The organism is Microbacterium sp. (genome assembly GCF_047607225.1).
Taxonomy (GTDB): domain Bacteria; phylum Actinomycetota; class Actinomycetes; order Actinomycetales; family Microbacteriaceae; genus Microbacterium.
The window spans coordinates 80,666-91,997 of record NZ_JASGDO010000044.1; the positions used below are offsets into that span (position 1 = coordinate 80,666).

Here is an 11,332-nt window from a genome sequence, read left to right on the forward strand (position 1 = left end):
GCCACGCGACTGCATCGTCACGTGTGCCACGAACGTACTCCCCGGGCTGGTTCACGCACCACCGGTCGGCGGGGCTTCGGCGCAGGTCTCACGAGGCCGCCTACCTCGTGGTCTCTGCGGCCGGGCGCACTCGCACCCGAGGCGCGCGCACGTCGCCGGGAATGACAAAAACCCCGGACGAACCGGGGTTTTTGTGGACCTGAGGGGACTCGAACCCCTGACCCCCTGCATGCCATGCAGGTGCGCTACCAGCTGCGCCACAGGCCCATGGTCGCCGCTCGCGGCAACTCCACCAGCTTACTACATGTGAAAGCGGGCGACGAACCACTCACTCCGAGGCGACGGCGCTCGGCACGCTCACCGGGATGATCGGGCAGTCCTTCCACAGGCGCTCGAGCCCGTAGAAGGCGCGCTCCTCCTCGTGGAAGACGTGGACGACCAGGTCACCGAAGTCCAGCAGGATCCAGCGCGCCTCGTTCCGTCCCTCACGACGCAGCCGCTTCACTCCGGCCTCGAGCATCGCTTCCTCGACCGAGTCCGCGATCGCGGCCACGTTCCGCTCGCTCGTTCCGGTGACGAGCAGGAAGGCATCCACCAGCGGGAGCGGTTCGGACACGTCGAACGAGACGAACTCCTCTCCGCCCTTCGCGGCCGCAGCAGCGGCGGCCACCTGGACGAGCTCGACGGTCGAGTCGGCAACGGTCATCGGAAGACTCCTGTCGTGATGGCAACGATGAGTACGCCGGCCAGGGCCACCGCGAGCACACCTGCGGTGATCGCGAGAACGACCATCAAGCGGCTCCCCTTCTCGGGAGCAGGCGGCTTGATGATCTCCTCGGCGGACTTGATCGTGCTGATGGCGGCACTTGCCGCGATGGGGGTGGGTGAAGACGCGGCCGGCAGTTCGCCGTCGACCAGGACGGCATCGACGTCGGAGCCCTCCGAGCGTCCGGGAACGGTTCCCGTCGACCCGTAGGTGTCCGGAAGCGCGAAAGTGCCGGTGATGAGAACCTCGCCGGTTGCCGTGATCGGTGACACGAGAGACGGCCCCGACTCAGGGGTCTGCGACAGGATGAGCGCATTCGGCATCGACAGCGCGCCCGTCGCGGCGCTTCCGCGCGTGAGGAGCTGATCGAAGGACGCCGGTACCTCGATGTCGGCGCCCTCACCCGCGAGCAGGTCTGCCCCGAGGTCCGGGGCGACCGTGCGCCGCTCCTCTCCCGCCTCGGTCTCAGAATCGGTTCCTTCTGCGGCGGTCTCGCCGGCTCCCGCGCCGACGGCGACTGCTGCGCTGTCATCGTCGGGAACTTCGTCGGCATCGGGCTCGACGGTGGCGGCGGTCTCGCCGGCTCCCCCGACCGACGGTGCTTCCTCACGGCGTACGGCAGCATCCTCGTCCGACGGCGCGCCCGTCTCGGCGACCACGGGCTCGCCGGGGTGCTGGTCCGGCGACGTGGCCGGTGCCCACGCCGCGGGAGGGGTCCAATCGGCGTCGGCAGACTCGTCCGTAGCCGTGGTGGGGGCCGGTTCGCTGATCCGCTCGGCGACCTCCGCCTCCCCCGCCGCTTCGGCCCCATCGCGCTCGGCTGCGTCGCGCTGGGCTGCCGCGATGATGTCGGAGGTGATGACGGGTACCGAAGCCGTCCGGAGGCGCTCGCGCTGACGCACTTCGCGTCGCGTGAGCTGCCGCTCCCCCGTGTGTCCTGCGGGAGGAGCCTCAGTCGGCGCCGGCAACGAGACCGGCTCCGCGGCGCGTGGCAACGGCGCTGTCGGCTCTGAATCGGCCGGCGCGGCGGGGTTCTCGGTGATGATCTGGTTCGCCGCGGTGTTACGCAGCTCGCGCAGCTGTCGCCGGGTCAGCTGCGGCGGCTCTTCGGGTGTGCTCATGGCTTGCTCCGGTAGAGGTGGTGCTTCGCGATGTATTGGACGACCCCGTCGGGAACGAGGTACCAGACCGGCTCTCCGCGACGGACGCGTTCGCGACAGTCCGTCGAGGAGATGGCCAGGGCGGGGATCTGCAGTTGGCTCACATCGTCGCTGGGCAGTCCGTCGGTGCTGAGTTCGTGCCCGGGCCGGGAGACAGCCACGAAATGAGCGAGGTCCCACAGCTCCCCGTGATCGCGCCAACCGAGGATCTGTGCGATCGCATCGGCCCCCGTGATGAAGAAGAGGTCGGCGTCTGGCCGTTGCTTCTTCAGATCGCGCAGGGTGTCGATCGTGTAGGTCGGTCCGGATCGATCGATATCGACGCGACTCACGCTGAATCGCGGGTTGGACGCGGTGGCCACGACCGTCATGAGGTAGCGATGTTCGCTCTCGGTGACGTCTTCCTTCTGCCACGGCTGGCCCGTGGGGACGAAGAGCACCTCGTCGAGATCGAACGACTGCGCGACTTCACTGGCGGCCACGAGGTGTCCATGATGGATCGGGTCGAAGGTCCCTCCCATCACCCCGATCCGCGGGGCGCGCGCCGATGCCATCACGGCGGCCTAGTGGTGGCCGTGTCCCGCCTGCGAGAGTTCGGCGGCGTGCGACTTCGCGTAGGCGTCGGCCTTGTGCGAGTGCCGGTTCGCGACATTCCGGTAGGACAGCGTGACCAGCCCGAGCAGCAGGAAGACGACGAACGCGATCACGCCGAAGATGAACGTCTCTGCCTGGACGTTTCCGTGGTGCTCCGCCTCCCCTGCAGCAAGGGCGACGATCGTGGCGAGGGTCATTCGGGCTCCGTTCGGTTCGGGTGCGCAGGTTCCAGTTTAGGCCGTCAGTCGCGGATTTGCCCGGCACCGCGGGCGAGCCACTTCGTGCTCGTCAACTCGGGCAGTCCCATGGGGCCTCGCGCGTGCAGCTTCTGCGTGGAGATCCCGACTTCCGCGCCGAATCCGAACTCCCCGCCGTCGGTGAACCGCGTGGAGGCGTTGGTCATCACCACGGCGGCATCCACCTCTGCGAGGAAGCGCTCCGCATGCGCGGTGTCGGCGGTGACGATGGACTCCGTGTGCTGGGTGGAGTAGGTGCGAACATGCGACAGAGCCTCGTCGAGGTCGTCGACGACGCGCACCGAGATGTCGAGGCTCATGTGCTCGGTCGCCCAGTCGGCGTCCTGCACCGGCACGGCTTCCGGCACCAGCGCGCGCGTGTCCTCGTCGCCATGGATCGTCACGCCGCTCTCCAGGAGTGCGCGGCCCACCTCCGGCAAGAGCCGCGCGGCCCCGTCGCGGACGACGAGGAGGGTCTCCACGGCGTTGCACACGCTCGGACGCTGGACCTTTGCGTTCACCACGATGTCGCGCGCCCACTCGAGGGGAGCTGACGCGTCGAGCACGATGTGGACGACACCCGCTCCCGTCTCGATCACCGGGACGAGGGACTCGGTGACGACCGTCTCGATGAGCTGCGCACTTCCGCGTGGAATGAGCACGTCGACGAGCCCGCGGGCGCGCATGAGCGCTCGCGCTCCGTCCCTCCCGAAATCGTCGACCGTCTGCAGCGCCTCCGCATCGATGCCCTCTTCCGTGAGCGCCTCGCGCATGACGGTGATGAGAGCGGCGTTCGTCGACTGCGCGGCGCTGCCTCCTCGCAAGACGACGGCGTTGCCGCTGCGCAGTGCGAGGGCGGTGATGTCGACCGTGACGTTCGGGCGCGCCTCGTAGATAGAGCCGACGACGCCGAACGGCACCGACACCTTGTGAAGAGAGAGTCCGTTGGCGAGGGTCCGCTCCTCCAGCACCCTTCCCACGGGATCCGGCAGGGCGGCCACCTCGCGCACGGCGGCGGCGAGAGCCCGAACCCGGGCCTCGTCGAGGCGGAGACGGTCGAGCAGGCCCGCTCCGATCCCGTCGGTCTCGCCGCGCTGCAGATCCACGGAGTTCGCGGCGACGATGTCGTCCATCCGAGCTTCGATGCCGTCGGCGATCCGGTGCAGCAGGTTCGCCTTCTCCGCGTCGGTCATCAGTCCGACCTGTCGCGACGCCTCCTTCGCGCGCGCCATACGTTCCTGAGCGGTGTCGCGAGGGGAGGTCATCGCGTCAGTCTATCCAGCGGCAGGGGCAGCCTCGGCGCGGTCGAGGCCGTGCCGGCGGGGGTCAGGACGTGCGGATGGGGGCTGTTCCCGTCGGCCGGACGGCTGCCGGGTCGGGGGCGAACCACGTACCCACTGCCGCGCCGGTCAGCGCCTCCGCGACGAGATCGGCGCTGGTCACGAGGACCCCGATACCGGCTGCCGAAGCCAGCTTGGCCGCCGACGCCTTGGTCGCCGCGCCGCCGGTTCCGACGGAGTTGACGACGACCGAACCGAACTCGTAGGCGGAGAGGTCGTCGTCGGGGGCGACGCGGTCGATCGGCTCTGCCCCGGGCTCGCTCGGCGGCCGGGTGTAGAGGTGCGCGATGTCACTCAACAGCACCAGAGCGTCCGCACCCACGAGGTCGGCGACGAGGGCGGCGAGCCGGTCGTTGTCACCGAAGCGGATCTCGTGCGTCGCGACGGTGTCGTTCTCGTTCACGATCGGCAGGATGCGCAGCCCCAGCAGTCGCTCCATCGCGCGGCGTGCGTTGGAGCGATGCGTCGGGTTCTCCAGGTCGCCGGCCGTCAGCAGCACCTGGCCCGCGACGATCGCGAACGGCCGAAGCGCCTCTTGATAGCGATAGATCAGGATGTTCTGGCCCACGGCAGCAGCCGCCTGCTGGGTGGCGAGATCGCTCGGGCGTTCGTCCAGATCGAGAAAGGGCATACCGGTCGCGATCGCGCCGGACGAGACGAGGACCACCTCGGTGCCCCGAGCGTGCGCTTGCGCGAGGGCTTCGACGATCGGCGCGATCTTGTGGGCATTCTCCCCGCTGATCGACGAGGACCCCACCTTCACCACGACCCGTCGCGCTCCGAGCAGGCCTGCGCGCTCCCGAACGCTCACTCCGCGTCCTCCTCGCCGTCGCGCCCGCCGGCGAGGCGCTCCGCTTCCAGCTCGGCGCGCGCCTCCGCCTTGGCGTCCATGCGCTCGTGATAGCGCTCGCGCCGCTGCGACGTGGTCCGCCGGGGGTTGAGGTCCAGTCGAGGATCGGTGCCGCGCGGCGCCGTCATCAACTCAGCCGCCGACGACAACGTCGGGTGCCAGTCGAACACGATGCCATCGCCTTCGCCGATCACGACGGTGGAGCCGGCCACAGCGCCCGCGCGGTAGAGCTCGTCTTCGACGCCCAGCTTCTCGAGCCGGTCGGCGAGGAACCCCACCGCTTCCTCGTTCTGGAAGTCTGTCTGCTGTACCCAGCGCACCGGCTTCGCGCCGAGGATGCGGTAGACGTTGCCGTAGGTGCCGCCTTCCACGCGCACGGTGAAGTCGCGGTCCGCGCCGCGCGGTCGGATGACGATGCGCTCGGGCTCCACCGCTGCCGCCTGCTCGGTGCGATGCTGAGCAACGATGTCCCCCAGTGCGAAGGTGAGCGGACGCAGCCCGTCGTGGCTCACCGTCGAGATCTCGAACACGCGATACCCGCGGGCTTCGAGATCGGGGCGCACCAGCTCGGCAAGGTCCCGGGCCTCTGGCACGTCGACCTTGTTGAGTGCCACCAGCTGGGGACGCTCCAGCAGCGGAACCTGCCCCTCTGGCACCGGGTAGTTGCGCAGTTCCTCCAGGATGACCTCGAGGTCGCTCAGCGGGTCACGCCCCGGGTCGAGGGTCGCGCAGTCGAGCACGTGAACGAGCGCGGTGCATCGCTCCACGTGACGCAGGAACTCGAGCCCCAGGCCCTTGCCCTCGCTCGCCCCTTCGATGAGGCCCGGCACATCGGCGACGGTGAAACGCGTGTCGCCGGCCTGTACGACGCCGAGGTTCGGGTGCAGCGTCGTGAACGGGTAGTCCGCGATCTTGGGGCGCGCCGCCGAGATCGCGGCGATGAGGCTCGACTTGCCCGCCGAGGGGAACCCCACGAGTGCCACATCGGCGACCGTCTTGAGCTCCAGAAGGACGTCGCCTTCCCACCCGGGCGTTCCGAGCAGAGCGAAGCCCGGAGCCTTGCGCTTCGGCGAAGCGAGAGCCGCGTTGCCGAGGCCCCCCTGACCGCCGGGGGCGACGACGAACCGCGTCCCCGGAACCACGAGGTCGGCGAGCACCTCACCGTCGGCGTCCTTCACGACCGTGCCGACCGGCACCGGGAGCTCGACGTCCTCCCCGGCAGCACCGGAGCGGTTGTCGCCCATGCCGAAGCCGCCGTTGCCCGCCGAGCGGTGCGGCGAGTGATGGTAGGACAGCAGCGTGGTCACCTGAGGATCGGCGACGAGTACGACATCACCCCCGTTGCCCCCGTTTCCGCCGTCGGGCCCGGCGAGGGGCTTGAACTTCTCGCGGCGGACCGACACGCAGCCGTTCCCGCCTTTGCCGGCACGCAGATGCAGCGTGACCCGGTCGACGAACGTCACCATGTCGGTCTCCTCAGAAAAAGACGCGAGGGACGAGCCGAAGCCCGCCCCTCGCGTTGGGTGTGCAGCACAGTGTGCTGACGTAGCCGGTGTCTGGCGCGGTTACTCCGCGGCCGGAACGATGTTGACGACCTTGCGGCCGCCCTTGGTGCCGAACTCCACCGCGCCTGCAGCGAGAGCGAACAGCGTGTCGTCACCGCCGCGCCCCACGAGCGCGCCGGGGTGGAAGTGCGTGCCGCGCTGGCGGACGAGGATCTCGCCGGCGTTGACGGTCTGGCCGCCGAAGCGCTTCACGCCCAGTCGCTGAGCGTTGGAGTCACGACCGTTGCGGGTGGAGCTTGCGCCCTTTTTGTGTGCCATCTGAAGTGTCTCCCTGGCTTACTTGATGCCGGTGATCTTGACGCGCGTGAGGTCCTGACGGTGCCCCTGGCGCTTCTTGTAGCCGGTCTTGTTCTTGAACTTCTGGATCACGATCTTCGGGCCGCGCTCCTCGCCGAGCACCTCGGCGGTGACGGTCACCTTCGCGAGCTTGTCGGCGTCGGTCGTGACGGCGTCACCGTCGACGAGCAGCACCGCGGGGAGGGAGAGCGTGTCGCCCACCTTCGCCTGCTGACGGTCGAGCACGACGATCGTGCCGACCTCGACCTTTTCCTGACGGCCGCCGGCGCGCACAACTGCGTAAACCACTTCACACCTGTTTCTTCTGTGGAGCGCACGGCTCCGATTGTCTGTATGAGACTGGGAAGTCTGCGGTGCGGGTCTCGACAGAGCACTCTCGAGAAGCTGGATGCATCGCCACGGAAGGCGACGCGGACGCACCGAGGTTCTACTTTACCGGATGCCGGGGGTATGGGCAAAAGCCCGCGGACCGCGTGTCGCCGTAGGATCTCATCGATGGCCATTCTGATCGACGACGCGCGCTGGCCGGCGCACGGCAGGCTCTGGGCGCACCTCGTCAGCGACGACAACCTCGACGAGCTGCACCGCTTCGCTCGCGCGCACCAGATCCCGCCTCGCGCGTTCGACCGCGACCACTACGACGTACCCGAGGAGTCCGTCGAACGGCTCGTCTCCGGCGGGGCCGAGCATGTCAGCGGCCATGAACTCGTACGGCGCCTGATCGCCTCCGGCCTCCGGGTGACCGCGCGCGAACGGCGCGGTCACTGACTCAGCCCTCGTCGACGCGGGCCTCGTCCGTCACGGCGGAGACGGGAGTTCCGCTGAGCGCCGCCGTCGTGACGCGTCGGCGCGAACGCCCCTGCCCGGGAGCCTTCGGCTCGGGGAGCGCATTGAGGACGGAGTCCAGGAGCAGGTCCTTCTCGGTGCGCGGCTTCTCGGGGCGCTTCTTCCGCGGCTTCTTCGCGCGCTCGGGTGCCTCGCTCTCCGGCAGCTCGATCGGCAGCTCGATGCTGGGGCTCGACGCCGAGGCCGCCGGCTCGTTCGCCGAGGGGTGGATGGTCGAGGCCGCGATCTGCGCGAGGGCCGACTTGGCCCCCTCGGTGATCACGTGAGTGCCGCCGTTCTGCCCCTGCGCGCCGCCCGGCGCTCCCCCGCGCGAGCGTCGTCCCGAGCCGTTCTGCGACGCGGACCGGTGTTTGACCACCGGGTCGTGGTGAACGATGACGCCGCGTCCCGCGCACACCTCGCACGCTTCGCTGAAGGTCTCGAGCAGACCGAGACCCAGCTTCTTGCGTGTCATCTGCACGAGCCCGAGTGAGGTGACCTCTGCCACCTGGTGCTTCGTGCGGTCACGACTCAAGCACTCCACCAGGCGCCGCAGCACGAGGTCACGGTTGGATTCGAGCACCATGTCGATGAAGTCGACGACGATGATGCCGCCGATGTCCCGCAGGCGCAGCTGACGGACGATCTCCTCCGCGGCCTCCAGGTTGTTCTTGGTGACCGTCTCTTCGAGGTTGCCGCCGGATCCGACGAACTTGCCCGTGTTGACATCGACGACGGTCATCGCCTCGGTGCGGTCGATGACGAGGGAGCCGCCGGAGGGCAGCCACACCTTGCGGTCCAGGGCCTTCTCGATCTGCTCGGTGACGCGGAACTCGTCGAACGGATCGTGGTCGCCTTCGTACTTCTCGACCCGCTCGAGCAGGTCGGGCGCGACGCCGGTGAGGTACGCCGTGATCGTCTGGTGCGCCTCCTCGCCCTGGATGAGCATCTTGGAGAAGTCCTCGTTGAACACGTCGCGGACGATCTTGACCAAGAGGTCGGGCTCGGAATGCAGCAGAGAGGGCGCTTGGCCCGACTCGGCCTGAGAGCTGATGTGCTCCCACTGAGAGGTGAGCCGCTGCACGTCGCGCGTGAGCTGGTCCTCGGTCGCCCCTTCGGCGGCCGTGCGCACGATCACGCCGCTGGACTCCGGCAGCACCTCTTTGAGGATCTTCTTCAGGCGCGATCGCTCCGTGTCGGGGAGCTTCCGCGAGATCCCGTTCATCGCGCCACCGGGGACATACACGAGGTATCGACCGGGGAGCGAGATCTGGCTCGTGAGACGGGCTCCCTTGTGCCCGACCGGATCCTTGGTGACCTGGACCAGAACGCGATCGCCCGACTTGAGGGCGAGCTCGATGCGGCGGGGCTGGTTGCCGGTCTCCACGGCATCCCAGTCCACCTCGCCGGAGTAGAGCACGGCGTTGCGCCCGCGTCCGATGTCGACGAAGGCCGCTTCCATGCTCGGGAGCACGTTCTGGACGCGTCCCAGATACACGTTCCCGATGAGAGATGCGTCCTGGTTGCGCGCAACGTAGTGCTCGACCAGGACGTTGTCCTCCAGGACCGCGATCTGAACACGACCGTTCTTGGAGCGGACGATCATCACGCGATCCACGGCTTCGCGACGGGCGAGGAACTCCGCCTCGGTCACCACCGCGCGCCGGCGTCCGGCCTCACGGCCATCACGTCGGCGCTGCTTCTTGGCCTCCAGGCGCGTGGACCCCTTGATGCGCTGCGGCTCCGTGATGAGCTCGACCGCGCGCCGACGCGGCGCACTGCCGCTCGGCTCTGCGTCACCGTTGCCGCCGGAACCGCCACCTCGGCGCCGGTTGCGCCGTCGGGCGCTGGACGAAGCGTCGTCGCCGGCGTCGTCATCGCGGTCTGCTCCGGGGCGCGCCGGCAACGGCACGATCTCGGGAGCGTAGAAGTGAAGCGTGGTCGACACGGTCGAGACGAACTCCGCCGGGAGGAGACCGAGCGACACGGCCGTGACCGGCTCCTGCGTCGGCGGCTCTTCGGCCGGGGCCTGCTCGACCTCCGCACTCGTGGCCTCCGTGCCTGCGGAATCGCCGGAGCCGCCGGTACTCTCAGCAGTCGTCTCCTCGGCGTCGGCATCCTCGTCGGCTCCCGCCGGTTCGGCCGACACCTCGGCGGCAGCGGGCGCCGCGGTCTCCGCGTCGTTCGCGGCAGGAGCCGCGGCGAGCTCTTCGGCCTCCGGTGCGCCGTCAGGGGCTGCCGGGGCAGCCTCCACCGGCGCGTCCGCGCTCGGAGTGTCGGTGCCGGTCGGGGTCAGCGGAGTCTCGGACTCCGCCGGCTCGAGGGGGTTGTGGTCGTCGTGTTCATCGGCCATCACTGGCTTACTCCTAGCCGACGGCTCCGCGCGCCGTCTGGCGTAAATCTGGCGGCGCCGCTCCGTAGGGACGAGCCGCGAACTCTCTCGGTCTGCAGCAGGCGCGAGGCTCTGGCTGCGAAGGGCGTTCATCGCCCGAAGTCTCTGTATGACGCGGGTGTCGGCGCGGCCGCACGAGCGTCGACAGCCATTATCGCACCATCCGAACCGAATCCGCGATCGAGCGATGTGCGGCGCGCCACCCGCGGGCGTCACAGCGGGGTCATCGACACCGGGTGGAATACTGAGCGGATGACCACGGCCCCCTCCCACCGCCACCCTCGCGGACTCGCCGTTTGGCTGATCATCGCGGGCGCGATCGGCTGGATCGCTGCCTTCGCCCTCACCCTCGAGAAGTTCCATCTGCTGGAGAATCCGGGCTCCTCAGCATCGTGCGACTTCAGCCTGCTCGTGCAGTGCGGAGCGAACCTCACCTCGTCGCAAGGCGCGGTCTTCGGGTTCCCCAACCCGCTGCTCGGTCTGGCGGGGTGGATCGCGCCGATCGTCGTGGGGGCGGCGATCCTCGCGGGCGCCCGATTCGCCCGCTGGTTCTGGCTCGCGTTCTGGGCGGGCATGGCGTTCGCCTTCGGATTCGTCCTCTGGCTGATCAGTCAGAGCGTTTTCGTGCTGGGGACGCTCTGCCCGTGGTGCATGGTCACCTGGATCGTCACGATTCCGACGTTCTACGCCGTGACGATTCACCTGGTCCGTTCCGGCGTGGTTCCGATCGGTGCGCGCGCACGCGCAGGAGCGTCCACCCTGATGGGATGGACGCCCCTGTTGGCGATCCTGAGCTACATCGTGGTCGCGGCCATCGCCCAGGCGCGTCTCAATTGGATCGCCGAGGTCTCCAAGCTCTTCGGCCTGTAGACGCGGCTGCGGAATCGGCTCCTCAGAACCAGATCGCGAGCTCTCGGGACGCGGACTCCACGCTGTCGCTGCCGTGGACGAGGTTCTGCTGAACCTTCGCGCCCCAGTCTCGCCCGAAGTCGCCACGGATCGTTCCGGGAGCCGCGGTCGTCGGGTCGGTGGTGCCGGCCAGTGACCGGAACCCTTCGATCACGCGGTTGCCGGCCAGACGGATCGCGACCGAGGGGCCAGAGAGCATGAACTCGAGAAGGGGCTCGTAGAACGGCTTGCCGGCGTGCTCGGCGTAGTGCTTCTCGAGGGTGTCGCGGTCGGGTTCGACGAGCTTGATGTCGACCAGGGCGTAGCCCTTCGCCTCGATACGGGCGAGGATCGCGCCCGTGAGTCCCCGTGCGACGCCGTCGGGCTTGATGAGGACGAGGGTCTCTTCGGTGGGCATG

Annotated in this window: 13 protein-coding genes and 1 tRNA gene; 2 read left to right on the plus strand and 12 right to left on the minus strand. The window is 68.9% G+C overall.

The window, feature by feature from the left end; all coding sequences use genetic code 11:
* Positions 1 to 194: 194 nt before the first annotated feature.
* The 10 genes from QM591_RS08415 to rplU form a co-directional block, all read right to left on the minus strand.
* Positions 195 to 267: transfer RNA gene (locus QM591_RS08415), tRNA-Ala, on the minus strand.
* A 61-nt stretch (positions 268 to 328) separates the two neighbouring features.
* Complete coding sequence (gene rsfS / locus QM591_RS08420; protein ID WP_415131515.1) at positions 329 to 706, minus strand: ribosome silencing factor; 378 nt, start codon at positions 704 to 706, stop codon at positions 329 to 331.
* Positions 703 to 1,887, minus strand: a complete 1,185-nt coding sequence (locus QM591_RS08425) for a hypothetical protein (RefSeq protein ID WP_415131517.1) — start codon at positions 1,885 to 1,887, stop codon at positions 703 to 705. Before QM591_RS08425 ends, rsfS begins: the two co-directional genes overlap by 4 nt.
* On the minus strand, positions 1,884 to 2,480 hold the full coding sequence (gene nadD / locus QM591_RS08430) for a nicotinate-nucleotide adenylyltransferase (protein WP_415131519.1): 597 nt from the start codon (positions 2,478 to 2,480) through the stop codon (positions 1,884 to 1,886). The genes QM591_RS08425 and nadD overlap by 4 nt, the downstream gene beginning before the upstream one ends.
* Before the next feature lie 9 nt (positions 2,481 to 2,489).
* Positions 2,490 to 2,717: a hypothetical protein gene (locus QM591_RS08435; protein ID WP_415131521.1), complete on the minus strand. Its 228-nt coding sequence runs from the start codon at positions 2,715 to 2,717 to the stop codon at positions 2,490 to 2,492.
* A gap of 44 nt (positions 2,718 to 2,761) precedes the next feature.
* Complete coding sequence (locus QM591_RS08440) at positions 2,762 to 4,021, minus strand: glutamate-5-semialdehyde dehydrogenase (RefSeq protein ID WP_415131523.1); 1,260 nt, start codon at positions 4,019 to 4,021, stop codon at positions 2,762 to 2,764.
* A 61-nt stretch (positions 4,022 to 4,082) separates the two neighbouring features.
* Positions 4,083 to 4,907 carry a glutamate 5-kinase gene (gene proB, locus QM591_RS08445; RefSeq protein ID WP_415131525.1) on the minus strand — a complete coding sequence of 275 codons (825 nt, stop codon included), beginning with the start codon at positions 4,905 to 4,907 and terminating at the stop codon, positions 4,083 to 4,085.
* Positions 4,904 to 6,412 carry a GTPase ObgE gene (gene obgE, locus QM591_RS08450; RefSeq protein ID WP_415131527.1) on the minus strand — a complete coding sequence of 503 codons (1,509 nt, stop codon included), beginning with the start codon at positions 6,410 to 6,412 and terminating at the stop codon, positions 4,904 to 4,906. The genes proB and obgE overlap by 4 nt, the downstream gene beginning before the upstream one ends.
* Positions 6,413 to 6,511: 99 nt before the next feature.
* Positions 6,512 to 6,769 carry a 50S ribosomal protein L27 gene (rpmA, locus tag QM591_RS08455; protein WP_067160331.1) on the minus strand — a complete coding sequence of 86 codons (258 nt, stop codon included), beginning with the start codon at positions 6,767 to 6,769 and terminating at the stop codon, positions 6,512 to 6,514.
* 18 nt (positions 6,770 to 6,787) lie between these two features.
* Positions 6,788 to 7,096 carry a 50S ribosomal protein L21 gene (rplU, locus tag QM591_RS08460; RefSeq protein WP_067160335.1) on the minus strand — a complete coding sequence of 103 codons (309 nt, stop codon included), beginning with the start codon at positions 7,094 to 7,096 and terminating at the stop codon, positions 6,788 to 6,790.
* Between the two features lie 207 nt (positions 7,097 to 7,303).
* Here rplU and QM591_RS08465 point away from each other — a divergent pair, with 207 nt between their 5' ends.
* Positions 7,304 to 7,576 carry a DUF4031 domain-containing protein gene (locus QM591_RS08465; RefSeq protein ID WP_415131529.1) on the plus strand — a complete coding sequence of 91 codons (273 nt, stop codon included), beginning with the start codon at positions 7,304 to 7,306 and terminating at the stop codon, positions 7,574 to 7,576.
* 1 nt (position 7,577) lies between these two features.
* Here QM591_RS08465 and QM591_RS08470 read toward each other — a convergent pair whose 3' ends face one another.
* Positions 7,578 to 9,986 carry an Rne/Rng family ribonuclease gene (locus tag QM591_RS08470; protein ID WP_415131531.1) on the minus strand — a complete coding sequence of 803 codons (2,409 nt, stop codon included), beginning with the start codon at positions 9,984 to 9,986 and terminating at the stop codon, positions 7,578 to 7,580.
* Between the two features lie 291 nt (positions 9,987 to 10,277).
* On the opposite strand from QM591_RS08470, the gene QM591_RS08475 reads away from it, so the two are divergent.
* Positions 10,278 to 10,895 (plus strand): vitamin K epoxide reductase family protein, encoded by a 618-nt coding sequence (locus tag QM591_RS08475; RefSeq protein WP_415131533.1) that lies wholly within the window; start codon positions 10,278 to 10,280, stop codon positions 10,893 to 10,895.
* 22 nt (positions 10,896 to 10,917) lie between these two features.
* Here QM591_RS08475 and ndk read toward each other — a convergent pair whose 3' ends face one another.
* The gene (ndk, locus tag QM591_RS08480; RefSeq protein WP_415131535.1) at positions 10,918 to 11,331 is read right to left on the minus strand and encodes a nucleoside-diphosphate kinase; all 414 of its coding nucleotides are present in this window, start codon (positions 11,329 to 11,331) and stop codon (positions 10,918 to 10,920) included.
* Position 11,332 lies beyond the last annotated feature (1 nt).